This window comes from Brevibacterium sp. K11IcPPYGO002, from assembly GCF_050920635.1.
Classification (GTDB): Bacteria; Actinomycetota; Actinomycetes; order Actinomycetales; family Brevibacteriaceae; genus Brevibacterium.
Genome location: NZ_CP131929.1, coordinates 3,272,354 through 3,297,945, shown reverse-complemented (window position 1 = coordinate 3,297,945; position 25,592 = coordinate 3,272,354). Strand labels below are relative to the sequence as shown.

Here is a 25,592-nt window from a genome sequence, read left to right as displayed (position 1 = left end):
CGGACGAGCAGAGGTCCGTCGGGACAGGGGGTGATGGTGACCGGGTCGCTCGAACTATCCACAGACTGCCTCCGTCGGGGTCTTCCTCAGCGAGGACTCTCCTGCCGACCAGGATTCGAGCATGTGGGAGCCGCTGATGTCGTCGAGGCGGAGGCAGGAGGCGGCACCGAAGAGGATGTCGGGGATGAGGTCGGGCTCGTCATCGGCGGCTCTTCCCGCGAGGTCGTGCGCCGCGATCTGCTCGTGCACGGCATCGGCCTCGACGTGCTCATCGAAATACCATGTGACGTCCCGGCCGAAGCCGTTCCTGCTGAAGGCGCGGGAGTAGAGGCCGTTGGGAATGGACGAAGTCATCTCGAATGCGGCCAGATGGCCGATCGCGGCACCTCGCAGGCGTCGGTTGAGGCCGAAGAGATTCATCGAGTTCACCGTAGCGAGAGTGATCGCGGGGACCTCGTCGAGGTAATGGTCGGGCCTGTCATCGAGGCCGAACCCGCGCATCGTCCCGGCGAAGATCTCGGCGTGGACGTGGTCGGGTCTGCCGCCTCCGTACTCGTCGGCCTGGATCTCGACGAGAGCTGCCTTCGCCCGGCCGCGGAGTCGGGGGATCGCCCAGGAATGGGGATCAGCCTCGCGGAGGGTATAGATGGACTTGTGGATGAGGAGTTCTCGGAGCTGATCGACTGAGGCGTGCCGCGCCGCCCACGTGGCCAGTTCCGGCTGTGCCACCTCACTCGTCATGGAGAACAGCGTCTCGGCGAGTTCTGTGCCGGAGCGCGGAATGAGGTCCGGCACAGGCGCGAGTGCTTGCAGCGCGGTCTCGAAGCGGCGCTCGATCCTTCCGCGGATTCCGATCAGCGAGGGGTCCCACTCCCAGTCTCCGTGCACGAAATCAGCAGGGCCGGTGTGCAGGATGTAGAGAAGGTGGAGCGCCAGCTGCAGATCCTCGTCGCGGAACATGTCGTCACTCGACACCAGCGCAGAAGAAGTGGCCGCGTCGAGTTCGGGCAGCAGCTCAGCAGCTTCCCCGCCGTCAGATGTGAGCACGCTGAGCAGCAGCGAGGTGACCTCGCCTCTCGGCCGAGGCGCGAGCCCGCGCTTCGGCGCAGTGAACGGTGCAGGGCTGTTCAGTTCGTCGATCGCACCTGTCTGTGTCATCCGCTGGTTCCTCATCGTCGGTGGTGGCTGAACTGACAGCGTGACAAAGTGCAGCGCCGGTGTCAGCGGCCGTACGAGACTCACACTTCATCGCCGCTGAGGATATGCGCAGCCGCGCAACGAGGACTTCGCCTCCGTCTGCGGTCCGGAACGGCAGCGGTGTCTGAGGCACCCGTCCGGGGCGGCTGCCCCCTGGACACCCCTCGGGAGCACTCAGCATGATGGGTGTCCCGCACCCGGAGAGTCGGTCAGCCGCCCGTTTCCGCTGCGGGAGAGCAACCGACTCGCACACTGACACGAGGAGACGATGACGATGACGACAGCACGTGAGCTGATGACTCCGGGCGCGAGGTGCGTCGGCGAGAACGAGACACTCGAAAAGGCTGCGCAGCACATGCGCGAGGACGGTTTCGGATCCCTTCCGATCTGCGGAGAGGACCACCGACTCAAAGGGATGATCACGGATCGTGACATCGTCGTGAAGTGCATCGCCGAGGGCGGAGATCCGAAGACGGCGATAGTCGGGGACCTCGCCCAGGGCAAGCCGGTGACCATCGGTGCCGATGACAATGTCGGCGAGGCTCTGCAGACGATGAAGGACCATCAGGTCCGCCGACTTCCCGTCATCGACGGGCACGAACTCGTGGGCATGCTCGCTCAGGCCGATGTGGCTCGCAGCGAATGGGACACCCGCATCGGCGACCTTGTGGAGAAGATGTCCGAGTGAGATCGGTGGCTAGTCGAGTGTGCTCTCATGCTTATGCCCCACGTTCTTGGGCAGAGTCTGCATCTGGGCACCGATCATCGGGTCGCTGTCGATGTGCTTGCGCGCGATCGGGCACGAGACGGTGATGGGGATCCGGCGATTCAGTGAGTCTTCGAGAGCCAGGCGCAGGAGTTCGCGGCAATGCCGTTCCGAATCGAGGGGCTCAATGGCTTCGCAGTAGACGAACATGATCTCGTCCGGTGTGATCGTGTAGTGAAGCGAGGCGACAAGCTGGCCGGGAAGATAGAGATCGAACTTGGAAGCGTCGCTGTTGTTGAGCAGAGTGTACACAGAGGTCCCCTTGAGTTCAGGAAGGAGGCCATCTGCTTGACCGACTTTCAGCGTAGCCCACCGGCACGCCGGACAACAAGCGGCAGATCGAAGAGAATGAAAAACAGGGCGTGCCGATCAGTCGGTGATCGTGCCCGGCAACGCACCGGTACGGACGAACTCCTCGGCGACCTCACGCAGCTTCGTGTTCGTCTTCGAGCTCACCTTCGTGAGCAGCAGGAACGCCTCGTGCTCACTGATCTTGTGCCGTTCCATGAGGATCCCCTTGGCCTGGCCGATGAGATCTCGCGAGGCCACTGCCTCGTAGAGCTGACCCTGCTTCTGCGCGTTGGCCAGAGCCAGAGAGGCATGGGCAGCCACCCCGCTTCCGATGTCCTCCGACTCCTGGTCGAAGGCGCGGGGCGTCTTCGAGTACAGGTTGAGGGCGCCGAGGCTGTCGGTCTCGACGAAGAGCTGAAAGGCGAGCATGCTCCTCACCCCCTCCGCGACCGCGCTGGAGGCGAACCGGGGCCAGGGAGTGGGATCGGTGAGATCGGGGACCCGGACGATGCGATGCTCGCGGATGGAGTCGAAGCACGGTCCTTCGTGCAACTCCGACTGCAGAGCGTCCAGTCGCTCGGGGACCATGTCTGAGGGAGCTCGGGACCGAATGATGTCATCGCGGCTGACGATCGACAGCGACGCGTAGTCGACCCCCGGGATGATTCGCAGCGCTTCGTCCACCATCACCTTGAGGACGAGGTCATCGGGTTCGAGCACGAGTGAGCGTGCCCACTCGCCGATCTGCGCCGTCAGTTGATGCCGTTCGGCCTCGGGATCGGTCGGCGCGGGAACTGCAGCCGCATCGCTGGGTATTCCAACGTGGTCGTCGGCCGGTTCTGTCGAGGTCTCATTCATCAGAGATGCCACTCCAATCGTGTCTCAGGTGTCGACCCTGGGATCGCTGACTTCAGTATTCGTCCGCGCCGGTATCGTCGTCAATGGGCTCCGACAGCGGTTTCTCGTCGTGACCCTCCCGCGACTGCTGGTCATCGCTCTGGACGTGTGGATCGCCGCTGTACGGCGCTCGCGGCGGATCCGACTGAGCATCGATGAGTTCGTTGACGGCCTGTGCGAGGATGTCGCGCTGCAGAATCGAGATCGTGTACGAAGAATTGATGTACGCTTCGAGTTCGTATTCGCCCACGCTGCCGCCGATGCTGAAGTAGTGCAGCCAGATGTCTTTGACGGACATTCGCCGGTCGTTGACAGCCTCGGCCAGCTGAAGCCTGAGCTGTTCGTCCGGACCGCTCTCCGGCTCGCCGAAGGATGGGGTATCAGGAGGCGGTCCCGTCATCGGTCTCTGTTCTCTCCTCCACGCGACGAGGCGGTGACCTCCTCTGCGTCGGAGGGCAGGTTCTGACTGCTCGCACGAGTCATGCCGATGAGCCGTGCCGGCTGATCCATTGACCGGACGAGCGGAACGCTGAGCACCGAAGGGTTCGGCGGAAGGGCGATCGCAATTGCCCGGCCATCCTTCATCATCGCAGAGTCGACTTCAGCTCGTCGATCCGTCCAGTGAGTCCGGCGATGTCGAGTCCCTGATTCTTCTCACGCAGTTCCCGAGTCTGTTCGGGACAGAGGATGCCGGATGCGAGGAGTCGGGAGACCGGTGTGCGCGGCTGGTCGTATTCGCGTCGCCGCTCTCCGGCGGGAGTGAGACGCCAGCCCACCGGGTTCTTCACGGGCATGAAGTAATTGAGGCGGTCGGCCAGGGCCGACCACAGCTCGTTGACTCTTGCGATCGCGGCATCGATGTCGTGCGGCGTACCGAGCGGAAGGTCAAGGCCGCTGAACGTTCGATCGGGCACACGAGATCCCTGCCGGAGATCGCTCGTGCAGTGGTATTCGATGAGGTTGTCCTCCGCCCACGTCTCGATGGCCCTGTCTGCGGCCGTTGACGGCAGCAGGACTCCGGTGACGATGAAAGGCACTGCACGGACCATCTGCGCGAGCATGTCGACGATCTGCGTGCCGGGCGCGAAGGTCCTCGTGTGCACCCACCCGATCTCGACGTCGGTGAATGTCACTGTGGTGCAGTCTCTGCCTGTCGGGGTCGTGATCGTCAGCAGTTCGACGAGGAAGTAGCCGGGTTCGGGCTCGAGGAGCGAACGCATGTGCTGACGGGAGAGCGAAGCACGCATCCCCGCCCCGGTGCCGGTCAGCCACGAGATTTCGTGGTCGTCTGCCTTGGCTCCGCGCAGGTACCGATCGATCGTCGCTGCGGAGATATCGAGCAGTTCCCTTCGCACCGAGGGCGAATAGCCGTGTCGTCCCTCACGGAGGTGGCCATGCCTCTCCAAGGAGTCGAGGCAGTCGGACATCGCCGCCTCGAGGTACTTGCCGCAGGGGCGGCCGGACGACTTCCACACCAATTCGAGAGCCCGCTGGGCGCGGGGGGAGAACTTCTTCGGTTTGAGGCGGCGGCGATCGACGACGGCGTCGAGGGAAACCCCGGCCCTGATCTGGTGGAACTGGCTGCGCAGCTGGTGGCGCGCGTGATCGCGAGTCCAACCGGTGGCCTCAGTGACCGTATCGAGGATCGTGCCCTTGTCCTTGCGTGACGATGCCTCATAGGAACGCGCATAGGTGCGGGCCAGTTGGATGGGTGAAGTCATGATGTCATCCTCCGAATCGGATCGAGGGGCCGCCAGGGGTCCCGTGCTGCCAGTGACGCTATTGAGGGCGACGTTCGTGCGGAAGGGTCTTTACAGATCCGCAGGTCTCGTCTAGAGGACTCGAGTGACCTCGGGGATCCTCAGCCCCACGCTCCGCAGCGGCCAAGCAGGGGTGTCTCGGCCCACGGCGGAGATTCGCTCCTCAGGCCTTTCTTTAGCTAAGCTAACGAACATGACGTCGCGAAGTCGCACCACCACCGATGACCTCTACACGCGCACCGCCGAAGATGCGTCCAGGGCCGTGATCGCGAGCTATTCGACCTCTTTCGGACTTGCGGTCAGACTGCTCGGGGCCAGGAACCGGCACCATATCCGCAATATCTACGCCCTGGTCCGCATTGCCGATGAGATTGTCGATGGCCTGGCCCTCGAAGCAGGGCTTGACGAGGCCGAGCAGCAGGAGATGCTGGGCGGGTTCGTTGCCGCCACCCACGCGGCGCTGAGCAGCGGAATCAGCGACAACCTCGTCATCCACGCCTTTGCGCGGACCGCCCGCGCAGCTGACATCGGCGCCGAGCTCATCGACCCCTTCTTCGCCTCGATGCGAGCAGATCTCGATCGCGCGGACACCGGCTCCGATCTCGGGACCGAGGAGGGGCAGACATCGCCGGTCCGCGGCTTCGATGCGAAAGAACATGCCGAGTACGTCTTCGGGTCCGCCGAGGTCGTCGGACTCATGTGCCTTAAGGTCTTCCTCATCGATCTCGACCGCACTCCCGCCGAGGTCGCGCGGCTCGAATACGGTGCTCGGCAGCTGGGAGCAGCGTTTCAGAACGTCAACTTCCTGCGCGACCTGGCCGACGACGATCAGCGCCTCGGCCGCAGCTACCTCACCCCGGGACACCGGCTCACCGAGGCCGAGAAGGCCGAGTGGGTGAACACGATCCGGCAGCAGCTCGCCGCCGCCCAGGATGCCATCACCGGACTGCCGAAGGACGCGCGCACCGCGGTCCGCTGCGCCTGTGCGCTCTTCACCGCGCTGACCGACAGGATCGCCACGACCCCCGTCGCCGAGCTCTACCGGCAGCGGGTGCGGGTCCCGAACGCCGTCAAGGCTCGACTGACAGCTCACGCACTCATGACCGCAGCCCGCGAGGGGCGGAAGTGAACAGGCGGGTCGGCTCTGCTGCCGGCAGCAGCCCACGCACCGGTGTCATCGGCGGGGGAGCCGCCGGGCTGGCCACGGCGATCCTCCTCGCCCGCGAAGGGCACTCGGTCGACCTGTTCGAGAAGAACCCCTGCCTCGGCGGGCGCATCGGCGTGTTCGAGCGTGAGGGCTTCCGATTCGACACTGGGCCCTCCTGGTATCTCATGCCCGAGGTCTTCGAACACTTCTTCGCTCTCGTCGGCACCAGCGCCGACGCCGAACTCGACCTGCGCACGCTCGATCCCGGCTACACCGTGTTCAGCCAACCGGGTCCGGCCGATGCGAGCTCGGGCGCCCCTGGGCACACTCGAGCACTCACGATCCCGCACGGCAGGTCCCGAGTCCTGGAGACCTTCGAGAACGTCGAACGCGGCACGAGAGACGCCCTCGACGACTACCTCGACTCGGCGGAGCACACGAAGGAACTCGCGCTCGCCCACTTCCTCTACAACCCCTTCACCTCACCACGCTCCCTGCTCCATCGGGACATCCTCGGCGCGCTCCCGAAACTCGTCCGGCAGCTGGGAACGTCGCTGACCGACTTCGCCGAAGCCTCGTTCCACGATCCGGTGCTGCGCCAGATCCTCCAGTACCCCGCGATCTTCCTCGGCACCGATCCGCGACGGGCACCGGCGATCTACCACCTCATGAGCACCCTCGACCTCGACCAAGGTGTCAGTTACCCGATGGGCGGGTTCCATACGATCATCGACGCCCTCATCCGATTGGCCGAACGCTCCGGGGTGCGCCTGCACACGGGAGCCGATGTCACGCACATCGACACCGAGGCAGCACCTGGCCGCGGCCGAACCGGACGCCGGGTCACCGGCCTGCGCTGGACCGACGAGGCTGGACGCGCACACAGGCATTCCGCCGATGTCGTCGTCTCCGCCGCCGACCTCCACCACACGGAGACGCAGCTGCTCGACCCCGTGGACCAGAGCTTCCCGGAACCCTCCTGGACGTCGGTGACGAGCGGTCCCGGCGCGGTGCTCGTCTTCCTCGGCATCGAGGGCGAGCTCGAGGCGCTGCCGCATCATTCGCTGTTCTTCACCGAGGACTGGGAAGCGAACTTCGACGCGATCTTCGGGTCGACGCAGAAGATCCCCTCACCGGCCTCGGTCTATGCCTGCCGACCCAGTGCCACCGACCCCACCGTTGCGCCGCCCGGGCACGAGAACCTCTTCCTCCTCATCCCCGTCCCCGCCGATGCGGGGCTCGGAGCCGGGGGCGACGACGGCGGCGGGGACCCGCGGATCGAGGCGGCCGCCGACCGTGCGATCGACCAGATCGCCCGGTGGGCCGACATCCCCGACCTGCGGCGGCGGATCAGAGTGCGCAGAACCCAGGGCCCGACGGATTTCGCCGAAGGTTTCAACTCCTGGCTCGGCGGGATGCTCGGACCTGCGCACACACTGCGACAGAGCGCGATGTTCCGACGACAGAACTCTTCGAAGGCAGTCGACGGGCTGTTCTACGCCGGTGCCACGACGGCGCCCGGGGTCGGCGTGCCGATGTGCCTCATCAGCGCCGAGCTCGTCCTCAAACGCCTCCGCAGAGACTCCGACCCGGGACCGCTGCCGATCCCCGCACAGTGAGGGGCTTCGGGCCGGCAGTCAGCGCCCGGTGCCTGCTCCACGCTCGGGCCGTGTTGCCCCACTCCTGCGCAGTGCGCCGAGGAGCCCCCGACGGAGCAGACCGCGCCGAGGTGGCGACCAGATCTCGGTTCCCTCCACCCGCCAACCGGCGAGCAGTTCGTTCGCGGCCATGAACCCCGTCGTCGCCGCCCGTTCCATGAGCGCCACGGGCGCCTCGCAGGCGACGGCGTCACCGGCGAGCACGAGTCCGGGGAACGCGGTGGCCACACCGGGGCGGTCGTTGTACGCCCGCGTGTCGGCCAGCGCGCAGTCGTCGGCGATGAGCAGCTCCTGGGCGATGATGGGACTGTCGGCCGTTTCGGGGTAGACCTCGTGGAGGTCGGCCAGCAGTTGGCGTGTCACGGCTTCCCGGTCGACGTCTTCGGACTCGAACATCGCTCGCGCGCTGCCCCGATGCGCGGTGCCGAGCGCATAGGCGTGGAGTTCGACGACGGAGCCGCCGTGTGCGCGCCGCCATCTCTCGGCCCCGGCCTCGAAGCGTTCGAGGACCGAGATGTTGTCGAGCAGAGCGTAGCCGGTCGTGCCGAGGAAGGCCGGGTAGCTCGGATCCACTTCGTCTTCCAGCCACAGTCTGAGCACCGCGAACGGGGGCGCGTTCCGCTGCGAGGTGACACTGCTCAGCCACCGCTTGCGAGTACCCGTGCCCGCGGCCGATGAGCCGGCGGCTGTCGCGTGTCCGGGCGTGTCGGTGTCGATCGAATCCTCGAGTCCGGCCAGCAGCGTCCGAGTGCTCCGCGGATCGGCGGCGAGCACGAGTGCATCGCTCTCGAGCGTCCCGCTCGTCGTCTCGACGCGCCACCCGCCCGTGCGATCCGGAGGACGGAGCGCGGTGACCGCGGTGTCGGTCTCGATCTTCACCCCCGCCTCGGCGAGGTATTTGCTCAGGGGCGACCACAGTGCGGTGTCGTAGTCGTCGTCGGGGACGTCGAAGAGCAGCCCTTCGGCCGAACCCGTGAAGTACGTGTGGAACATCGCGACGAGCTCCCCGGCGGAGAAGTCCGCAGGGTGGGCGAAGAAGGAGCGGGCGAAGACCTCGAGTGCGAGATGCCGCGCCCCGACCGGGAACCGCAGCCGGTCGAGGAACTGTTCGGCCGACTCTCCGTCGTAGCGGCGATAGGAGTCTGGGAAGTCGACGTCGATGAGTTCGAACGCCGTCGCCAGGTCGACGTCGGCCAGACCACGCAGCGGGAAGGACGGGCTGGTGAGCACGAATCCCGCGAGGCTGAGCGGGGGAGTCCGCGGAATCCGGGCGAAGGAGTCACGCAGACCGTCCCGGCCCACGAGCGGATAGTCCTTGACCGGGACCAGACGGTCCAGGCCGGGATCGGCGCGTGCGAGCAGGCTGCGGAGGTTGTAGTACTGGCGGAAGAAGGCGTGGAATCCGCGGCTCATCGTCCGCTCCCCGTCGAGACTCCAGGCCCGGACCCGTCCACCGAGGCTGGACTCGGCCTCGACCAGGTGCACGTCGGCCCCGTGCTCGGCGAGGACCGCGGCGGCGGCCAGCCCGGCGATGCCGCCGCCGACGACGGTCACCCGCTTGGGCCGGACCAGACGCGGACGGCCCGGGTGGGAGGGGGTGAGGATCGCGTGCCGGTCACGGGGGCGCGATCGCGCGGTTCGACGGTTCATGTGCTCTCCCCTCCAGAAGCCACAGCGTGCCTGTTCAGTCGCCACTGCCAGAGCATGAGGACGGCAGTGATCATGGCGAAGCCGAAGCCGAAGTCCTCGATCGGGATGTCCCATGGGAACCGGATGCCGCTGAGCCCCTGCGGGTTGTAGATGACGATGGGGTCAGACAGCTTCGTCAGCCAGCCGTCGACGAAGCACTGGAAGACCAGGCAGATGCTCAGCGCCGCCCAGTACTTCGCCCGGCCGAAGATGCCTGAGCGGAAGACGAACAGCTCGAGGCCGACGACGAGGATCATCCCGGTGACGGTCATGATCGTGTACTCGGGCACACTCATCGTTCGCCGCCTCCTTCGGATTCGGGCCGCCGGTCAGTGCGCTCGTGTGGCCGGGACTGGCTTGCGGGCCGAGGCGAATTGTCTGTGCGCGGCAGGCTTCCCCGCCTGACGCGCCTGCGCACAGCGGTGAGCACAGTGCCGACCGCCTCATAGCTGAGCAGGGCGCACAGGGGGATGACGATGAAGAACACGAGCTCCTCGAGCGGCAGGTTGCCGAGGTGGATGCCGGTGACGAATCGTGGGTTGTAGACCCAATGGTCGCGGGCGATGGCGACGACGTCCCAGAGGCAGAAGACGACGATGACGGGCACGAGAGCCCACAGCACGGTTCTCCACCGGCGGTACACCCGCGCCCGGAAGAACAGCTCGAGGGGCAGGGTGATGAGGACGCAGACACCCATGAGGAGCAGATACTCGAAGGCGCTCACGACTGTCTCCTCTCCGGGCCGGAGCCCTCGTCGAAGGCCAATTGGAGTCCGCGCAGCCGATAGCCCGAGATGACGCTGTCCCAGCCGATCTCCGGTTCGGCGACCAGGCGCGGGCCGCGGTCGAGCAGGCGGTGGACGAGCGCATCGGTCTCGAACAGCGCCAGCGACTGCCCCGGACACTTGTGCGCTCCGTCGCTGAAGCTCATGCCGACGGCCGGGACGGCTCCGGCGGTGTGCCGCACGGGGCACAGAGACTGAGGGTCGGGCCCCATCGCCTCTTCATCGGTGTTCGTCGCGCGGACGCAGACGTCGATGAGGTCCCCGGCGGGGATCGTCACGGTGCGATCCGGCGCCGTGACCTCGATGTCGGCCCGCGCGCGTCGGTAGAGGTGGCCGACGACCGGTTCGAGGCGGATGATCTCCTCGAGGATCTCCAGCCGCCGCGGCCGGTCGGCCGCGAGGTACTCTGCTGCGAGCTCGCCGTCTGAGAGCAGATGCCAGCACGCCATGGTGATGAATTCGCGGGTGGTGACCATCCCGGCCGTGCCGTAGGTGACGCACTCGACGAGGATGTCCGACGTGCTGTGTCCGGCCCCGATGAGATGGGACAGGACGTCATCGCGCTGCCTGCGGCGCCGGGCCCGAAGGGCCGGACGGACGTCGGCGAGGTAGAACCGGGCGATCGGGACGAGACCGTTGACCGCAGCCTGGAGCCACTGCTTCCGGGTCCGCCCCCAACCGGGGGCGGCGAGGTCGACCGGCGGCTGGGTGAAGAACCCCTCGAGCCGCCGAGACATGCCCGCGATGGAGGATTCGGTCAGTCCCACGACTTCGGAGGTCACAGCCACGGAGAAGTGCAGAGCCACCTCGTCGAGGCGGCACCGGCCGGCCGCGGCAACCCGGTCGACCGTGTTCTGCGCGAGAGCATCGATGCGCTGCCCGTACCTGTCGGCGATAACGGCGGGGGCGAAGAAGCGGGCGAGCTCTCGGCGCTGCGAGTCATGGGACTGCCCGTCGGAGATGAGGATCGGGTGGCGGCGGAAGACGCCGCGGGGAATCCGCTCCGCGGTGAATCCGGCCTGAGTGGTGAGGTGTCGGGCCCGCAGCACCTGACGGGCGGCGTCGAAGGAGCGAATGCGCCAGAGGTCTGGACCGTGTTCGAGGGGCACCTGCTCGACCGAGGGACCGGCCGGCTCGTCGAAGGGCATCGCCCGTCGGCTCGGACGGTGCCGATCGGCCCCGCTCATGCGCACCTCAGACTGCTGGCGGAGGTGAGGTCGGCGAGTCTGCCCGCAAGCGCCTGCGGCAGTTCCGCCTCAGCGATGAGCCCGGCGATGATCTCGCAGTGCTCGGCGATCATCGATTCGACGAACGCCCTCGCCCCGGACTCCTCGATGACCTGCCGCAGCCGGAGGCCCCCCTCGGCGTCGAGGCCCCGATCGCCGAAGAGATGGGCGACCTGGGACCAAGCCGGATCGGCTCGGGCCGTGTTGACGAGCAGGGTCTCCTTGCCTTCTCGGAGGTCGCTGAGCACGGATTTGCCGGTCTCCTGCTCATCGCCGAAGAGTCCGAGGACATCGTCTCTGAGCTGGTAGACGATGCCGATGCGGCGGCCGATGGCGCGCAGCCGCTCGACCAGGCTGTCGTCGCTGCCGGCGAGGACCGCGGCGATGGACAGCGGGGCTTCGAACGAGTAGGCGGCGGTCTTGCGTCCGATCATCGTGAGCACGTCACCGGATTCGGCCTCGTCGAGGTGGAGGCTCAGCCACACATCGGACTGCTCTCCGGCGACGCTCTCGGCGATCGTCTCATCGTAGATGTCGAGCACGGCGAGCCGGCGCGGGGTGTCGAGGTCGAGGCGCGCCAGGAGGGACTGGGCCTCGTTGAGCATGAGGTCACCGGCGAGCAGGGACGAGGAGATCCCCCACGTCTGCGCTGCGGCGCTCGTGGCTCCGAGAAGCATGGCCTCGGAGGAGAACTGTCCGGTGATGTTCATCTCTCCTCGACGCACGGTGTCGTTGTCGATGACATCATCGTGGATGATCAGGCCGATGTGCAGCAGCTGCATCGCGCCGGCGGCGTCGATCGCGGCCTGCGCTGCCGTGCCTCCCAGTCCCTCATGGGCATCGATGAGCAGGCGGGGCCTGATCATCTTTCCGCCCAACGCCATCCTCGACAGCGCCGCCCAGAGCTGCTCGTACTGCTGAGTTCGGACTCGAGAGCGTCGCCGAGCAGCGGCGAGGACTTCGACGAGGCGGGATTCGACGGTCAGGACGCTCTCCAATTTCTTTAGCCAGGCGAGAGTTCAATCTAACACGTCAGCGGTATGCTGTCAGCGTGCCGTCCGCAGACCCGAAGGCAGCTGGGCTGACCTACTTCTCGAATGAATCGGAGTTCTCCGATCGCTCGGCCCTGTCCGCATCCGAGGTCGCGGAGTGCAATGCACTCATGGAGGCGCTGCGGCAGTGGCATGAGGCCGAACGCATCCTCGCCGAGGCGTCGCGACGCTACATGCAGCTCAACGACAGCGACATGCGCACCATCCGCCTGCTCATCCGCGCGCAGCGGCAGGGGCTCGTCGTCACCCCCAAGGACATCGCTGCGGCCGTCGGCATCTCCAGCGCCTCGACGACGAAGCTCATCGATCGCCTCGTCGCCGGTGGGCACCTGGTTCGGATTCCGCATCCCCACGACAGGCGCACCACCATCATCGAGGTGACTGAGGCGACAGCCCAGGCTGCGCATGAGTCGGTCGGCCGCCAGCACGCGCGGCGCTTCGAGGCGATCGCTGCCCTGGACAGCCAGGAGCGTGAGACCGTGCTGCGGTTCCTCTCCGCCATGACCGAAGCCGACCATCCGCAGGGCGTACTGGCCGACAACGATAGGGACCGGCCGGGACAGGACAGGGCATAGCACTTGACACGGCGCTCCTCTCGCTTTCGGTCCCTCGCTTCGCCGACCGCACCCGGAGCCGACGGTCAGGGGGTGGGCTGGCCGCCGTTGACGTTGAGGGTCTCACCGATGACATAGCTCGACTCCGATGAGGTGAGGAAGACGTAGGCAGGAGCCAGCTCGGTCGGCTGTCCGGCCCGGCCCAGCGGAGTGTTCTTGCCGAAGTGCGGCAGGGCGTCCTTCGGCTGTCCGTCCGAGACCTGCAGCGGGGTCCAGATCGGCCCCGGTGCCACGGAATTCACCCGGATGCCCTTCGGAGCCAGCTGAGTGGCCAGCCCCTTCGTGAAGTTGTTGATCGCTGCTTTCGTCGACGCATAGTCGATGAGGTGGGCGGACGGCGAATACGCCTGCACGGAGGTGCTGTTGACGATCGTCGACCCGGGCTCGAGATGTTCGAGCGCGGCCTGGGAGACCCGGAACATCGCGTGGATGTTCGTCCGGAACGTGTCCTCCCACTGTTCGTCCGTGAGATCGGCGATGTCTTCGACGGCGATCTGTCGGCCGGCATTGTTGACCACCGCATCGAGTCCGCCCAGCTCCGCGGCCGCCCGGCGGACCACATCGCGGCAGTAGTCGGGGTCGGACAGGTCTCCCGGCAGCGGCACGGCCTTGCGACCGGCCTGGCGGATGACCTCGCACACGTGCTGAGCGTCTTCCTCTTCGGCGGGCAGATAGGACAGAGCGACATCGGCTCCCTCACGGGCGAAGGCGATCGCGACGGCGGACCCGATACCGGAGTCCGAGCCGGTGATCAGTGCCCTGCGGCCGCGGAGCCTGCCGGTGCCGGTGTAGCTGTCCTCACCGCGGTCCGTGCCGGGAATGAGCTCGGCGTCGAGACCCGGTTCGGGCTGATCCTGCTTCGGCGGTGAGATCTCGGGGAATCGTCGGACGGGGTCCTGGAAGGTCAGCTGGTCGCTCATCGGCTTCCTCCTTTGTCGTCGGTGGCCTCCGTGATTCCTGCCTCGCGCGCGCAGTGCGAGCAGCAGAACACGGATTCGCCGTCATGGACTCCGTGGCCGAGGATTCGGCATCCGCAGTGCTCGCACGTCGGCGCGGCCTTGTGGATCGCGCATTCGAAGCTGTCGAAGTTCCAGGATTCGGTGTCGAACGACAGAGTGAATGTCTGTTGATAGTCGTTTCCGCAGGTGTCGCAGACGGTCATCGTCTTCTCCTCTTCGGATGGGGGTGGGTGGCTCGATTGTGAGTGAGCGGCCGGCTCAGTTCGGTGTGCGGGTCTCAGCACTGATGAACCAGGCCTGCTGTTCGAGCTGGGCGATGTATTCGTGGAACATATCGGCGGTCGTCGGGTCGGCGGAGTCGACCTCGTCGTGGCAGCTGCGCATGCTGCCGACGGTGGTCTCGATCGCCCTGACGACGTGGTCGATCGCATCGTGGGTGGTGATCTCTCCGGCCGGGAACGTCGCCAGATCGGTCTGCGCGGCGATGACCGCGGGCCTGCCGTCGGGCGAACCGTGCAGCGCCCTCATCCGTTCGGCGAGGGCGTCGCTGCCGCTGCGGGCGACCGTCGTCAGCTCGTCGAGGTTGAGATGGAGATCTCGGAAGTTCGTGCCCACGATGTTCCAGTGCGCCTGTTTGGCGACCAGGCTGAGAGCAATGAAGTCGACGAGGACGTTCTGCAGGTTCTTCGTCAGCGACTCGGGCGCGACGAATCCCTTCTCGGCGTTCTCCCTCCGGGTGCTCTCGGATCCGTGCGGTTCGGGAACGGGGACTGTGTCTGTCATGGTGCTCCGATCTCTGATTGTGCGTCTGTCGGGACAGTGAGCCGGAGGTCCTCACGGTAGTCCCGGCTTTCGGCTGCCGGTAGATCTCTGCGTGCCGCTTCGTTTTCGCCGCGTCAGCCGACCATCAGGAATTCTGCTTGGTCTTCCGCTTGCTCTCCTTCTCGAGTGCGTCGACGAGCTCCTGCTTCGTCATCGACGATCGTCCCGAGATCTTCAGTCGCTTCGCCTGCTCGTAGAGGTGCTCCTTCGAGGCTTTAGCGTCGACTCCGCCGGCGGTCGTGCGGTCGGTGTTCTTGCCGCCGGCGCTCTGCGCATCCGACGGTCCGGAGGAGTCCTTCTCCTCCCATTTGTCGCCGACCTTCTCATAGCTGTGTTTGAGCGCGTCGTAGGCGACTTGGTGAGCGCGCTTCTCGTCTCCGTATTGGTCGATGGCCGAGTCGTAGGCCTTGGCGAAGGTCCGCTGCGCCTTCTTGCTCGACTTCTCCAGCGTCGAGGGCAGCTCGGTCTCCTTCGGCTTTCCTGTCTTCGTCGTCTTCGGCATGGTGGAACAGCTCCTTCGTGGTCGGTTCGAGGTTTCGGTCAGTTGGGCGGGCGGTGCGCTCAGGCCGGCGCGGCTCGGGTCGGATGCATCGGGTCTCCTCCTTCTCAGCTCTCCGCTCCGATGGGTTCCGGTGTGGAAGACGAAACCGCTGCGAGGCAGCGTCGGAAAGCGGTTGAGCGGGATGGACAGGTCCTGGGTGGGCGTCTCGGCTGCGTCGCGTGCCAAGAGCCGGGTCGCTCGCTTGAGGAGTTCGACGGTGCTCCATTCGCCCGGACAGCGGTGGTCGCTGTCGTGTCGGCCTGCTCCTTGGGCGATGAGCGTGTTGGGGTCTTCGGCCCAGCTGAATCCGCGGAAGCGTGCGGGTTCGAATGCTCCGGGGTCTGCCCACAGACGCCTGTCGTGGCAGGTGCCGTAGAGGTCGAGGATGACGCGGTCGTCGACGTCGAACCGGTGGCCGTGCCATTCGAAAGGTGTGCGGACTCGTCCGGGGACCACAGGGAAGAAGGGATAGAAGCGCCGCACCTCTTGGACGAATGGTTCGAGGTCGGACTCTTCGTCGGCGGCGAAGGCCTCGCGCCACCGCGGGTGTTCGGTGAGTGCGACGGCGGCGAAGACGATGAACCGGGCCACGGCGACCGTGGGACGGAGGATGTTGATGAGCTCGACGGCCGCGACCTCCGACGACAGAAGCTGCCCATCGGCATCCGTGTGGTGGGCGAAGACGGCCAGGGCGGTGTCGGCAGACGGCGATGAGTCTCCTCGGCGCACTTTCTCGATCTGCCGGGTCGCCCAGTTCTCCGTGCCGCGCCTGCGCCGCCGGGCCATCCAGTTGTTCGGTCCCTTCGTGCCCGCCCGGTCGACCATGAGGCCCAGCTCGCGGGTCAGCCGAGGCACATCGGTGTCCTCGATGTCGATGCCCGCCCACCGGCAGGCCGTGCGCGTGAGCACTGCGCGGGCGAAGTCGTGCAGGACGATTCGTCGCGGCCCGGGCCGAGCATCGCGGGCCAGCGCCCATTCCTCCTCGAAGATCTCGCCGAGGCGGTCGATCGATCCGCTGTCCATGAGCGAGAGGAAGGCCGCCTTCCTCCGGCGATGAGCCGGTGGGTCGAGGGCTTGGACGGAGCCTTCGTCCTGGAGCAGATGCTGGACGCTCGTGGGCATCGCTCCCGCACGGATGAGGTGCTCGCCGTCGTAGAAGATCTCCGCCGCCTCCTCACCGAGGATGAAGGTGGTCGGTTTGAGGAACAGACGTGTGGTGAAGAGGTCGGTGCCTTCGGTCTCGCAGCGGCGGGACGCGAAGGCATAGCCGTCTCTGAGAAAAGCGGCCGTGCTGTCGATGGGCTGTCTCGTCATGCCGATTCCCCTCCGCGGCTTTTCACCCGGTGCGTTTCTTCGCGGCGGACGACTTCTTCGTCCCCGACTTCTTCGACGAGGTCTTCTTCGCATTCGACTTCTTGCCGGACGTTCCCTTCTTCGACGACCGAGAACTGTCCACGGACTTCCGCAGCGCCTCCATGAGGTCGATGACATCGCCTCCGGTGTCCTCCTCGGAGTCTTCCTCGTCGAAGGTCTTCTCGATGTCGAGGCTCTCGCCCGATTCGATCTTCGCGTCGATGAGTCTGCGCAGCTCGACCTGGTAGTCGTCGCTGAACTCCTCTGGGGTGAAGTCCTCGGAGTAGGACTCGACGAGCTTCTCCGACATCTCGAGTTCCTTGTCCGAGATCTTCGCCTTCGAGTTCACGCCCTTGAAGTCGACGTCGCGGATCTCATCAGCCCAGCGCAGCGTCTGGATCATGAGGACCTTGCCGCACACCCGGAGCACGGCCAGACGCGTCCGGGTGCGCAGAGTGAGCTTGACGATCGCGGTCCGCTCGGTGTCCTCGAGAGTCTGACGCAGCAGGAGGTAGGCCTTCGGCGTCTTCGACGTCGGCTCGAGGAAGTAGGCCTTCTCGAGCATGATGGGGTCGATCTCGTCGCTGGGAACGAATTGCAGGACGTCGATATCGTCGTTGTCCTCTGCCGGAAGAGCCTCGAAGTCCTCACTTGTGAGGACCACGCGGTGCTCGCCATCGTCGAAAGCCTTATCGATGTCGTCGTACTCGACGGTCTTTCCGCATTCCTCACAGCGATGCTGGTTGCGGATTCGCCCACCGTCCTTCTTGTGGACCTGGTGCATTCGCACGTCGTGGTTCTCCGTGGCCGAGTACAGCTTCACGGGCACATTCACGAGGCCGAAGGCGATGGATCCGGTCCAGATAGCTCTCATGCCACCATTGAAACGCAGGTTTCGAGCACTGGCTAGCCCCCTCGGCCCGCCCCGCGCCCTGCAGGGGGTAGACGGTAGGAGCCCTGCGATTCAGGATGAAAGCATGGGTTCAGAAGCGAAGGTTGTCGGACTGATGGCCGATCCCGGGGTGCCGCAGAAGATCGCTGAGTCGGTCGCAGGGTCTCTGAAACGAGAACTGGCCGACCGTATCGAGGACGTCGAGTGGCACGTCGAAGTCAGCAGGGAATCGTTCTCACTCACCCCTGACGGCGATATTCCCTTCATGAACAGAGCCGAAGACCTGAGAAGTCAATATGCGTGGGACTACATCGTGTACCTGACCGAACTGCCCCGCCACCATGACACCGAGCCGATGCTGTGCGAAGTCAGCACCGCCAACCGGGCCCTGCTGGTCTCGGTTCCGGCGTTGGGTGCTCATCCTCTTCTGGCACAGACACGGAATCTGGTGGTTGCGCTCATCTCCTCGACGCAGGAGGAGACGGGGCAGAACTCGTTGGAGGACTCGGTGCGATCGATCGCGAAACTCAGAAGCGCGCGCGGGGACCGTGGGGACTCCGGTCTGGGACGGGATGACACTGAGTACATCGTGATGCCCGGATGGCTCAACCGGCTGCGGCTGCTGACGGGAATGGTGCGCAGCAACCGGCCCGGGCGGATGCTGCCCGCACTGACCACCTCCATCGCCGCCGCAGCGGCCGTGGGTACATTCGGTGTCTTCTACAGTTCGATGTGGACATTGGCCGATTCCCTGCATCCGGCGCGTCTGCTCCTGATCGGTCTGCTCGTCATCGCGGCGCTGACCTTCTGGCTGATCTTCCGCAATCGCCTCTGGACCAAGCGGCGCGATGCGGTGTACGCATGGCAGGGCGGGCTGGACAACACCACCACGGTCATCATGGTGGGCACCAGCGTGGCCCTGATGTTCCTGGTCCTATTCGCCTTCCTGTTCGCACTGGGACTCGTCGTCGTCGACGATGGTCAGCTCGGTTCCGAACTCATGCATCCCGTGAGCTTCTTCAACTACCCGAGGCTTGCGTGGTTGGCGGCTTGTCTGGGCACATTGGCCGGAGCACTCGGGTCCAACTTCGACAGCGACGATGAGATTCGGCGAGCCACGTACAGCAAGCGCGAAAACGAACGCCGCGAACGACGCGACACCGACAACGAGGCAGAGGCCTGAGTTCTTCGGGCTCAGGCCCGCGCGTACTTACTCAGGCCCGCGCGTAGCGAGGACTGCCTTCGAGGGCGTCGACGGCGCGGACGAGGCCGAGATGGCTGAACGCCTGCGGATAGTTCCCTGCCAGACGGCCGGAGGCGGAGTCGTATTCCTCGGCGAAGAGCCCGAGGTCCGAGGCGTAGCCGCACAGCGAATCCATGAGCTTGCCGCCGTCCTCGTGGCGTCCGCTCTTCGCGTACTGTTCGACGAGCCAGAAGGAGCACATGAGAAACGAGTACTCGTTGCCGGGCAGACCGTCGAGTCCGGCTTCCGTGCGGTAGCGACGAACCATGTTGTGCTCGTCGAGGAGGTCCTCCTCGATCTTCTTCACGGTGCCGAGCATCTGCGGATCGTCGGCGGCGACCAGTCCGGTGGTCGGCAGCTGGAGCAGGGAGGCGTCGACCTCCTCGTTGCCGTAGGTCTGGGTGAATGAGTCGAGCTTCTCGTCGAAGCCGTGTTCCATGATCTCCTCATACAGACGATCGCGCAGTGATCTCCATCGGCCCACCGGGCCCGACATCCCGTGGTCTTCGACGGCACGGACTCCCTGGTCGAACGCGGCGTACATCATCGCGCGGCCATGGGTGAAGTACTGCGCCGAACCGCGCATCTCCCAGATGCCGTGGCCCTTTCGGTCGAGATTGCGTTCGACGAAGCTGAGCAGGTTCTTCTGCAGCGCCCAGGAGAACTCGTCCTCCTCCACCCCCGCATCGCGCAGAGCGGACAGCGCCAGCATCACTTCGCCGATGACATCCGATTGGTATTGGGCGTACGCCCCGTTCCCCACTCGGACGGGGCGGGAGTTCTCGTAGCCGCCGAGGTGGTGCAGCTCGTCCTCATCGAGCTTGCGCTCACCGGCGATTCCGTACATGATCTGCACGTCGTCGGGGTCCCCGGCCACCGCGCGCAGCAGCCAGTTGCGCCAGTGCAGAGCACCGTCGGTGAAATCATGGTCGACAAGGGTTCCGATCGTCAGTGACGCGTCCCGCAGCCAGGTGAAACGGTAGTCCCAGTTGCGCTGACCACCGAAGTCCTCGGGCAGCGATGTCGTGGGCGCTGCGACGATGCCGCCGGTGGCCTCGTTCGTCAGTGCTCTGAGGACCAGCAGGGACCTGAGGACGAGCTCCTCCTGCCGGTTGCGGACGCTGATATGGGAGGCCCATTCCTCCCAGTCGGCGGCCGTTGCCTCGAGGGCCCGCGAGACGTCGATCGGGTCCGGCGCGTCGAGGTGGGACCGGTGCCAGGTGAGCATCCATTCCAACACGTCGCCTTCGGACATGTCGAAGTGTCCGACCAGCGCCGAGGCGGTCGCACCCTGTGGGTCATCGGGTCGGTCCTGCCCGTCGGTCGACCCTCCGCCCTCATATTCCCTGTCTCGACGTCGTTGGTCGGCACTGTCCGGGTCCAGCGCCGGTCCGGTGAGGAAGAGCGCGTCGGGCCCGGCGATCGACAGCAGGCCGGGCTCTCCGGAGGTTCCGCTGACCACCTTCCGCGTCCACGGTGTGGCTCGCCCGTAGTCGAAGACGATGCGCAGGTCGTGTTCGACGGCTGCCGAGCCCTCGACGCATTCGGCCCGTCGGATGACGCGAGTCCGCTGATCAATCTCCTTCACCTGCGTGTCCGCCTCCGCGGAGAGGAAGTCGGTGACGCGGACTCTGCCGGCAGCGGTCTGCCAGATGGTCTCGACGATGAAGGTGCGATCGAGGTATCGGCGCTCGACGACAGTCCCGTCCGGCACCGACAGCAGCCAGCGACCGTCGTCGGCGTCGCCGAGCAGGGCGGAGAAGACCGACGGGGAGTCGAACCGGGGACAGCAGAGCCAGTCGATGCTGCCCTGCCGGGACAGGAGCGCGCCCGTGCGCTTGTCCGAGAGCAGCGCGTAGTCCTCGAGCGGTGTGCGGTTGGAGTCGCGGCGATCGGTGCCCATGGGGTCAGTGAAACAGATCCTGGAGCGGATTTTAAGGGGGGTCCCGCAAACCCGGGATCGGGCGTAGGGTCCCCGACATGGATGCCATGAAGAACCTCGTGATCCTGGGGGCCTCGGGCGATCTCGCCTCCCGGCTCCTGCTGCCCGGCCTCGGCTCGCTGCTGACGGCTGCGCCCGAGAGGCGCATCTCCGTCATCGGCTCGTCGCAGACACCGGATGTCGACTTTCAGCAGGTCGTGACCGATGCCTTCGATTCGGTCGACGCGCTCGGCCCTGCCGTCTCCTACGCCCGTGAGAACTCTTCATTCACTCAGTGCGATGTCACAGACGGTGAGAGCCTCGGAGATCTTCTCTCGAAGATCGACACCCCGGCGTGTCTGTACTTCGCCCTGCCTCCCCGGATCACCATGGAGGCGCTCGACGCGATGTCCGGTCTCGACCTTCCCGAGGATCTGCTGCTGGCTCTCGAGAAGCCGATCGGCTTCGATCTCGACTCGGCCGAGGAGATCAATGCCGCGGTTGCGCGGCTCGTTCCCGAAGAACAGACCTTTCGGGTCGACCATTTCCTCAATCTGCCCGCTGTCCTCGACTTCATGGGACTGCGCTTTGCCAACCAGGTCGTCGAACCGCTGCTCAACCGCGAGAACGTCGAGTCCATCGAGATCGTCTTCGACGAGAGCCTCGGACTGGAGGGACGAGCCGCCTACTACGACGGGACCGGCGCGTTCAGGGACATGATCCAATCCCATCTGCTTCAGGTCATGGCGCTGGTGATGATGGATCCGCCCTCGGTCTTCGACCACGTCGAACTGCCGGCGCTGACCGCCCACGTGCTGCGGTCGACGAAGATCTGGGACGACGATCCGGCGACAGCGGTCGTCCGCGGCCGCTATACGGCCGGCGAACTCGACGGGCGCAGCCTTCCGGCCTACACGGCCGAGGAAGGAGTCGACCCCGCGAATGAGACCGAGACATTCGGCCAGGTGACACTCGAGGTCGGCACCTGGCGATGGAGCGGCGTTCCCGTGACGCTGCGCTCGGGAAAGGCGATCGGCAGTCCGCGCCAGGAGATCGCTGTCGTCTTCCGCCGACCACCGCACACCTACTCACGCTTCGGCGAGCCTTCTGACCTGGCTCCGAACATTCTGCGGATCAGCCTCGACGACGAATGCTTCGGGCTGGACATCAACCTCGGCGGCCCCTCTGACCAGCGGGGTCTTGCCACGGCAACGGCCCGTGCCGAGGTTGAGGAACCGGGACTCGAATCCTACGGGGGAGTGCTGCGGGGGATCCTCGACGGCGATCCGACGTTCAGCGTCCGCGGTGATGCCGCCGAGGAGGGCTGGCGCATCGTCGAGGACATCCTCGACGCCTTCGACTCCGGAGCCGTGCCCCTGCGGGACTACCGCGCCGGAGGCGCCGGGCCGACAGCCGCGAAGGAGCCGACGGGCCACAACACTGCGAGCACAAGCGAAAGGCGGCAGAGATGAAGTTCCTCAACACGACCATGGATAAGATCGAATCGGGGCGCGCTCTCGACCCGCTCTCCGCACCACTGGCGAAGGCTGTGCGCAAGCTGACGGAGTTCGGTCCGGTCAAGGATGCGCTGTCAGGCTCGTGGCTCGGTCATCCGCTGCACCCGATGCTCACGGACGTCCCCATCGGAGCGTGGTCGATGGCCACACTGCTCGATCTCACCGGTGGGGAGGAGAGCGCAGCGGCCGCGAAGAGACTCGTCGGAATCGGTGTGCTCTCGGCCGTGCCGACCGCCTGGTCGGGTGCCTCCGACTGGAGCGAGACCCACGGCCCGGCTCAACGAGTGGGCATCGTCCACGCAGTGGCCAATTCGGTCGGCGCCTCTCTGCAGACGGCCTCCTGGCTGGTCCGAGCGAAAGGGCGTCGGAAGACGGGGATCCTCCTGTCCCTCGCCGGACTCTCAGCAGTGGGAGTCGGCGGCTACCTCGGTGGGCACCTGACCTACGCCCAGGGAGTCGGGGTCAATCGGACTCTCGGGCGCTGCGTGCCGAGGCGACGTCGTCGACGATGACGACGATATGGCGCAGGCTGGTGATGAGTGAGCCGTAGATCGGCCACGTGGTCTCCGGAAGCGACCGATCCTGGGAGATGTCGGTCGACAGCTGCTGGAGACGGTCGAAGATCGGTTCGACGTCGGCATTGGGATCGGCGATGGACCGTCCGGCATCGGCGACGATCGACGCCCACTCGTCGCGGAACCAGGTGTTCCATTCTCTTTCGGATGAGGAGGCCTCACGAAGAGTGCGGGCGAGGTTCCGCAGGTGGGAGATGCCTTCGTCGGCTCTGAACAGGATGCTCTCGTAGCTTTCCTTCTCCGCGGAGTCGGCCGTGTCTCCCCGGCGTCGCAGTCTCCTGGCACGGATCGCTGTGCGGGGATTGATGCGGCGGCTCTCACGGGCGAACCGCACGGTCTGCCACGCCGAGTCGAGTTCTCGGCTCATGGCCTCCGTCCGCTCGAACCACTCCTGGGCGGCATCCGAGCCCCAGGAGCGGGAGAACTGATCCGACATGTCTGTGAGCACTTCGCCCATCTGCCGGTTGACGCTGTCGATGTAGCGAGCCGCCTGCCGATCACGCAGAGGCGGGACCATGAGGAGATTGACCACAAGGCCGACGGCCACTCCGAGGGCGAGTTCGACGAGACGGTCGACGAGCAGAGGCTGCTGAGAATCGAATCCGGAGCCGAGGATGAAGATCGCCGTCGTCGCGATCGCCACTCCTTCGTCACGGATCCAGGACAGGCGGGCACCGGCCAGACCGACGAACATCGCCAGAGCGAAGGTCCAGAGACCGACCCCGAGGTAATTGCCGATGAGGAAGGACACGCCCACGCCGATCGTCGACGCAATCGTCGTCTGCACCCCTCGCGAGAACGATCTGTAGACGGTGGCGTGGACCGTCAGCAGCGCCGTCCACGGAGCAAGGAACGGCATCTGACTGTCAAGCACGGCGTCGGAGACCCACCAAGCTCCGGTCGCGGCGATCACGCCCTTGGCGATCTGCAGGAGGTCGGTGGCGAATTCCGGCCGCCGGAGGTATCCCTCCAGTGAGCGGTTATGGGGCATGGCTGGCTCCTTGCCTCGAAGTCCGGTCAGAACAGTTCAGCTACGGCAACAGTGTACGGGGGTGTCCCGCACGCTCTTCCATCGAATTCGCTGTCCGGGACTGTCGTTCCCGGTTCCATCTGATGAGGCACCGCCGCCGTCCTGCCGGGTCAGCGAAGCGGTGTTAGATTGGCGATTCGACAGCGAACCGGTCGTCTGTTCGCCGTCCTCGCAACCACCGAATGAAGGAGCAATCATGGCTGTCATTCTCTGGATCATCGCAGCGCTGCTCGTGGTCTCCGGTATCGCTGCCCTCTTCAGGAAGCAGATTCTCTGGGGCGTTGTGCTCATCGTCCTCGGCTGCCTCGTCGGACCCGGGGGCGTGAGCATCTTCACCTGACGGAGTCTGACGGATGTTAGCTGAGGGAAGCGGGCGGGTCGGGAGGGATAGAGTGAGCGAATGTCTCCGCTGAGAAATCCTGCTCTCCGCCAGGTCGGCCGTCTGCGGCGAATCGTGCCCTGGGCGGTCGCCGGCCTCGCCAGTGCAGTGCCGGCGACCGTCGCCGCCTCGATGGCTGTCGACCTTATCCAGAAACGAGGGCGGAAGTCGCGACCCGCGCCGCGACCGGGCACGTTCAGTTCGACGGTCGAAGAGTCAGAACTCGACATCTACACCGATGGTGCCACTCTCTACGAGGACATGCTCGATGCGATCGGCTCCGCACGCGAGTCGATCCTCATGGAGACGTTCATCTGGAAGAACGACGAGGTGGGGCAGCGATTCATCGACGCGTTCAACGCCGCCGCGGCCCGCGGTGTGGAGATCCATCTCATCTACGACGGCTTCGCCAACCTGTCGGTGCCCATCTCCTTCTACCGTCAGCTCTCCGAGCAGATCCGTGTGCTGCGCCTGCCGACGGTCGCGCGGAGGTTCTGGCGGGGCCCGTTGCGCCACTCTGGATTCAACCATTCGAAGATCCTCGTCATCGATGACGATGTGGCCTTCGTCGGTGGGTTCAACATCGGCTCTCTCTACGCCCGGCACTGGCGCGACACCCACCTGCGATCGGTCGGTCCCGGAACCTGGGGCCTGCGACAGGCCATCGCGGAAGTCTGGAACGAATTCCACGACACCGGCGAACAGATCGCCTGGGTTCCGCCCGCCGCCTGGGAATCGAAGCTGCGGGTCTCGGCGAATCTCCCGATCCACCTCGTCTATCCCATTCGCAGCATGTATCTCAACGCCTTCGCCCGTGCGCGGAAGCGGATCTGGCTGACGACACCCTATTTCATTCCCGACCAGCAGCTGCTGCACTCTCTCGTCGAGGCGGCGGAGCGTGGCGTGGACGTGCGGGTCATGGTTCCGCAGGAGTCGAACCACATCCTCGGTGATTGGCTCTCCCGCGGATTCTTCGAGCAGATGATCAATTCGAAGGTCACGGTTCTGCTCTATACCGCGAGCATGATCCATTCGAAGGTCGCGACCGTCGACGGCGAATGGTCGACGGTGGGCACGGCGAACATCGACCGGCTGTCGTTGACCTTCAACTACGAGACGAATGTCGAAGTCATCGACCGTGCATTCGCCGCCGAGATGGAGAAGGTGTTCGACAGCGACTCCACGCACTGTGTCGAACTCGGTTCGGACTGGCTCAACCGCCACCGGCTGACCAAACTCGCCGAACGCGCTCTTGTGCCGATGCGACCCTGGCTGTGAC

The 25,592-nt window shown here is 65.6% G+C and carries 26 protein-coding genes; 9 read left to right on the top strand and 17 right to left on the bottom strand.

Going from position 1 to position 25,592, the window contains the following annotated elements; translation table 11 throughout:
- Positions 1 to 54 precede the first annotated feature (54 nt).
- On the bottom strand, positions 55 to 1,158 hold the full coding sequence (locus QYM46_RS15130) for an iron-containing redox enzyme family protein (protein ID WP_432789624.1): 1,104 nt from the start codon (positions 1,156 to 1,158) through the stop codon (positions 55 to 57).
- 313 nt (positions 1,159 to 1,471) lie between these two features.
- Here QYM46_RS15130 and QYM46_RS15125 point away from each other — a divergent pair, with 313 nt between their 5' ends.
- On the top strand, positions 1,472 to 1,885 hold the full coding sequence (locus QYM46_RS15125) for a CBS domain-containing protein (protein WP_432791748.1): 414 nt from the start codon (positions 1,472 to 1,474) through the stop codon (positions 1,883 to 1,885).
- A 9-nt stretch (positions 1,886 to 1,894) separates the two neighbouring features.
- Here QYM46_RS15125 and QYM46_RS15120 read toward each other — a convergent pair whose 3' ends face one another.
- The 4 genes from QYM46_RS15120 to QYM46_RS15105 form a co-directional block, all read right to left on the bottom strand.
- The gene (locus QYM46_RS15120) at positions 1,895 to 2,215 is read right to left on the bottom strand and encodes a hypothetical protein (protein WP_432789623.1); all 321 of its coding nucleotides are present in this window, start codon (positions 2,213 to 2,215) and stop codon (positions 1,895 to 1,897) included.
- 117 nt (positions 2,216 to 2,332) lie between these two features.
- Complete coding sequence (locus QYM46_RS15115; RefSeq protein WP_432789622.1) at positions 2,333 to 3,112, bottom strand: GAF and ANTAR domain-containing protein; 780 nt, start codon at positions 3,110 to 3,112, stop codon at positions 2,333 to 2,335.
- Positions 3,113 to 3,164: 52 nt separating this feature from the next.
- Positions 3,165 to 3,551 carry a hypothetical protein gene (locus tag QYM46_RS15110; protein ID WP_432789621.1) on the bottom strand — a complete coding sequence of 129 codons (387 nt, stop codon included), beginning with the start codon at positions 3,549 to 3,551 and terminating at the stop codon, positions 3,165 to 3,167.
- Between the two features lie 184 nt (positions 3,552 to 3,735).
- Positions 3,736 to 4,872, bottom strand: a complete 1,137-nt coding sequence (locus QYM46_RS15105) for a hypothetical protein (protein ID WP_432789620.1) — start codon at positions 4,870 to 4,872, stop codon at positions 3,736 to 3,738.
- 232 nt (positions 4,873 to 5,104) lie between these two features.
- On the opposite strand from QYM46_RS15105, the gene QYM46_RS15100 reads away from it, so the two are divergent.
- Together QYM46_RS15100 and crtI are read left to right on the top strand one after the other, a co-directional pair.
- Positions 5,105 to 6,040: a phytoene/squalene synthase family protein gene (locus tag QYM46_RS15100; protein ID WP_432789619.1), complete on the top strand. Its 936-nt coding sequence runs from the start codon at positions 5,105 to 5,107 to the stop codon at positions 6,038 to 6,040.
- Positions 6,037 to 7,677: a phytoene desaturase family protein gene (gene crtI, locus QYM46_RS15095; protein ID WP_432789618.1), complete on the top strand. Its 1,641-nt coding sequence runs from the start codon at positions 6,037 to 6,039 to the stop codon at positions 7,675 to 7,677. Before QYM46_RS15100 ends, crtI begins: the two co-directional genes overlap by 4 nt.
- An 18-nt stretch (positions 7,678 to 7,695) precedes the next feature.
- Here crtI and QYM46_RS15090 read toward each other — a convergent pair whose 3' ends face one another.
- The 5 genes from QYM46_RS15090 to QYM46_RS15070 are packed head-to-tail and all read right to left on the bottom strand — an operon-like array spanning position 7,696 to position 12,413.
- On the bottom strand, positions 7,696 to 9,366 hold the full coding sequence (locus QYM46_RS15090) for an FAD-dependent oxidoreductase (RefSeq protein WP_432789617.1): 1,671 nt from the start codon (positions 9,364 to 9,366) through the stop codon (positions 7,696 to 7,698).
- Positions 9,363 to 9,701: a lycopene cyclase domain-containing protein gene (locus QYM46_RS15085; RefSeq protein WP_432789616.1), complete on the bottom strand. Its 339-nt coding sequence runs from the start codon at positions 9,699 to 9,701 to the stop codon at positions 9,363 to 9,365. Before QYM46_RS15085 ends, QYM46_RS15090 begins: the two co-directional genes overlap by 4 nt.
- Positions 9,698 to 10,129, bottom strand: a complete 432-nt coding sequence (locus tag QYM46_RS15080) for a lycopene cyclase domain-containing protein (protein WP_432789615.1) — start codon at positions 10,127 to 10,129, stop codon at positions 9,698 to 9,700. Before QYM46_RS15080 ends, QYM46_RS15085 begins: the two co-directional genes overlap by 4 nt.
- Entirely contained in the window at positions 10,126 to 11,376 is a 1,251-nt protein-coding gene (locus QYM46_RS15075; protein WP_432789614.1) for a cytochrome P450, read from the bottom strand. Before QYM46_RS15075 ends, QYM46_RS15080 begins: the two co-directional genes overlap by 4 nt.
- On the bottom strand, positions 11,373 to 12,413 hold the full coding sequence (locus QYM46_RS15070) for a polyprenyl synthetase family protein (protein WP_432789613.1): 1,041 nt from the start codon (positions 12,411 to 12,413) through the stop codon (positions 11,373 to 11,375). Before QYM46_RS15070 ends, QYM46_RS15075 begins: the two co-directional genes overlap by 4 nt.
- Positions 12,414 to 12,466: 53 nt before the next feature.
- On the opposite strand from QYM46_RS15070, the gene QYM46_RS15065 reads away from it, so the two are divergent.
- Entirely contained in the window at positions 12,467 to 13,042 is a 576-nt protein-coding gene (locus QYM46_RS15065; RefSeq protein ID WP_432789612.1) for a MarR family winged helix-turn-helix transcriptional regulator, read from the top strand.
- A gap of 65 nt (positions 13,043 to 13,107) precedes the next feature.
- Here QYM46_RS15065 and QYM46_RS15060 read toward each other — a convergent pair whose 3' ends face one another.
- From QYM46_RS15060 to QYM46_RS15040, 5 genes are all read right to left on the bottom strand, one after another.
- Positions 13,108 to 14,001, bottom strand: coding sequence for an SDR family oxidoreductase (locus QYM46_RS15060; RefSeq protein ID WP_432789611.1), 894 nt, complete (start codon positions 13,999 to 14,001; stop codon positions 13,108 to 13,110).
- On the bottom strand, positions 13,998 to 14,243 hold the full coding sequence (locus tag QYM46_RS15055; protein ID WP_432789610.1) for a hypothetical protein: 246 nt from the start codon (positions 14,241 to 14,243) through the stop codon (positions 13,998 to 14,000). Before QYM46_RS15055 ends, QYM46_RS15060 begins: the two co-directional genes overlap by 4 nt.
- A 55-nt stretch (positions 14,244 to 14,298) precedes the next feature.
- Positions 14,299 to 14,823, bottom strand: a complete 525-nt coding sequence (locus QYM46_RS15050) for a Dps family protein (protein ID WP_432789609.1) — start codon at positions 14,821 to 14,823, stop codon at positions 14,299 to 14,301.
- A 124-nt stretch (positions 14,824 to 14,947) separates the two neighbouring features.
- Positions 14,948 to 16,717, bottom strand: coding sequence for a ChaB family protein (locus QYM46_RS15045; RefSeq protein WP_432789608.1), 1,770 nt, complete (start codon positions 16,715 to 16,717; stop codon positions 14,948 to 14,950).
- A 22-nt stretch (positions 16,718 to 16,739) separates the two neighbouring features.
- The gene (locus QYM46_RS15040) at positions 16,740 to 17,630 is read right to left on the bottom strand and encodes a Ku protein (protein ID WP_432789607.1); all 891 of its coding nucleotides are present in this window, start codon (positions 17,628 to 17,630) and stop codon (positions 16,740 to 16,742) included.
- A gap of 103 nt (positions 17,631 to 17,733) precedes the next feature.
- On the opposite strand from QYM46_RS15040, the gene QYM46_RS15035 reads away from it, so the two are divergent.
- Positions 17,734 to 18,831, top strand: coding sequence for a hypothetical protein (locus QYM46_RS15035; RefSeq protein ID WP_432789606.1), 1,098 nt, complete (start codon positions 17,734 to 17,736; stop codon positions 18,829 to 18,831).
- A gap of 31 nt (positions 18,832 to 18,862) precedes the next feature.
- Here QYM46_RS15035 and QYM46_RS15030 read toward each other — a convergent pair whose 3' ends face one another.
- Positions 18,863 to 20,794: a glycoside hydrolase family 15 protein gene (locus tag QYM46_RS15030; protein WP_432789605.1), complete on the bottom strand. Its 1,932-nt coding sequence runs from the start codon at positions 20,792 to 20,794 to the stop codon at positions 18,863 to 18,865.
- A 77-nt stretch (positions 20,795 to 20,871) separates the two neighbouring features.
- Here QYM46_RS15030 and QYM46_RS15025 point away from each other — a divergent pair, with 77 nt between their 5' ends.
- Together QYM46_RS15025 and QYM46_RS15020 are read left to right on the top strand one after the other, a co-directional pair.
- Positions 20,872 to 22,284 (top strand): glucose-6-phosphate dehydrogenase, encoded by a 1,413-nt coding sequence (locus QYM46_RS15025; protein ID WP_432789604.1) that lies wholly within the window; start codon positions 20,872 to 20,874, stop codon positions 22,282 to 22,284.
- Positions 22,281 to 22,841 (top strand): DUF2231 domain-containing protein, encoded by a 561-nt coding sequence (locus tag QYM46_RS15020; protein ID WP_432789603.1) that lies wholly within the window; start codon positions 22,281 to 22,283, stop codon positions 22,839 to 22,841. The genes QYM46_RS15025 and QYM46_RS15020 overlap by 4 nt, the downstream gene beginning before the upstream one ends.
- Here QYM46_RS15020 and QYM46_RS15015 read toward each other — a convergent pair.
- Positions 22,792 to 23,895, bottom strand: coding sequence for an FUSC family protein (locus tag QYM46_RS15015; protein ID WP_432789602.1), 1,104 nt, complete (start codon positions 23,893 to 23,895; stop codon positions 22,792 to 22,794). The two genes, QYM46_RS15020 and QYM46_RS15015, sit on opposite strands and share 50 nt — an antisense overlap.
- A gap of 235 nt (positions 23,896 to 24,130) precedes the next feature.
- Here QYM46_RS15015 and QYM46_RS15010 point away from each other — a divergent pair, with 235 nt between their 5' ends.
- Together QYM46_RS15010 and QYM46_RS15005 are read left to right on the top strand one after the other, a co-directional pair.
- Complete coding sequence (locus tag QYM46_RS15010; RefSeq protein WP_169253065.1) at positions 24,131 to 24,274, top strand: GPGG-motif small membrane protein; 144 nt, start codon at positions 24,131 to 24,133, stop codon at positions 24,272 to 24,274.
- Between the two features lie 60 nt (positions 24,275 to 24,334).
- Positions 24,335 to 25,591 carry a phospholipase D-like domain-containing protein gene (locus tag QYM46_RS15005; protein ID WP_432789601.1) on the top strand — a complete coding sequence of 419 codons (1,257 nt, stop codon included), beginning with the start codon at positions 24,335 to 24,337 and terminating at the stop codon, positions 25,589 to 25,591.
- Position 25,592 lies beyond the last annotated feature (1 nt).

Coding starts and splice junctions, on each gene's coding strand:
- QYM46_RS15130 (WP_432789624.1), bottom strand. CDS start 1,158: ATGACACAGACAGGTGCGATCGACGAACTGAACAGCCCTGCACCGTTC.
- QYM46_RS15125 (WP_432791748.1), top strand. CDS start 1,472: ATGACGACAGCACGTGAGCTGATGACTCCGGGCGCGAGGTGCGTCGGC.
- QYM46_RS15115 (WP_432789622.1), bottom strand. CDS start 3,112: ATGAATGAGACCTCGACAGAACCGGCCGACGACCACGTTGGAATACCC.
- QYM46_RS15110 (WP_432789621.1), bottom strand. CDS start 3,551: ATGACGGGACCGCCTCCTGATACCCCATCCTTCGGCGAGCCGGAGAGC.
- QYM46_RS15105 (WP_432789620.1), bottom strand. CDS start 4,872: ATGACTTCACCCATCCAACTGGCCCGCACCTATGCGCGTTCCTATGAG.
- QYM46_RS15100 (WP_432789619.1), top strand. CDS start 5,105: ATGACGTCGCGAAGTCGCACCACCACCGATGACCTCTACACGCGCACC.
- QYM46_RS15090 (WP_432789617.1), bottom strand. CDS start 9,366: ATGAACCGTCGAACCGCGCGATCGCGCCCCCGTGACCGGCACGCGATC.
- QYM46_RS15085 (WP_432789616.1), bottom strand. CDS start 9,701: ATGAGTGTGCCCGAGTACACGATCATGACCGTCACCGGGATGATCCTC.
- QYM46_RS15075 (WP_432789614.1), bottom strand. CDS start 11,376: ATGAGCGGGGCCGATCGGCACCGTCCGAGCCGACGGGCGATGCCCTTC.
- QYM46_RS15060 (WP_432789611.1), bottom strand. CDS start 14,001: ATGAGCGACCAGCTGACCTTCCAGGACCCCGTCCGACGATTCCCCGAG.
- QYM46_RS15055 (WP_432789610.1), bottom strand. CDS start 14,243: ATGACCGTCTGCGACACCTGCGGAAACGACTATCAACAGACATTCACT.
- QYM46_RS15050 (WP_432789609.1), bottom strand. CDS start 14,823: ATGACAGACACAGTCCCCGTTCCCGAACCGCACGGATCCGAGAGCACC.
- QYM46_RS15045 (WP_432789608.1), bottom strand. CDS start 16,717: ATGACGAGACAGCCCATCGACAGCACGGCCGCTTTTCTCAGAGACGGC.
- QYM46_RS15040 (WP_432789607.1), bottom strand. CDS start 17,630: ATGAGAGCTATCTGGACCGGATCCATCGCCTTCGGCCTCGTGAATGTG.
- QYM46_RS15035 (WP_432789606.1), top strand. CDS start 17,734: ATGGGTTCAGAAGCGAAGGTTGTCGGACTGATGGCCGATCCCGGGGTG.
- QYM46_RS15030 (WP_432789605.1), bottom strand. CDS start 20,794: ATGGGCACCGATCGCCGCGACTCCAACCGCACACCGCTCGAGGACTAC.
- QYM46_RS15025 (WP_432789604.1), top strand. CDS start 20,872: ATGGATGCCATGAAGAACCTCGTGATCCTGGGGGCCTCGGGCGATCTC.
- QYM46_RS15020 (WP_432789603.1), top strand. CDS start 22,281: ATGAAGTTCCTCAACACGACCATGGATAAGATCGAATCGGGGCGCGCT.
- QYM46_RS15015 (WP_432789602.1), bottom strand. CDS start 23,895: ATGCCCCATAACCGCTCACTGGAGGGATACCTCCGGCGGCCGGAATTC.
- QYM46_RS15010 (WP_169253065.1), top strand. CDS start 24,131: ATGGCTGTCATTCTCTGGATCATCGCAGCGCTGCTCGTGGTCTCCGGT.
- QYM46_RS15005 (WP_432789601.1), top strand. CDS start 24,335: ATGTCTCCGCTGAGAAATCCTGCTCTCCGCCAGGTCGGCCGTCTGCGG.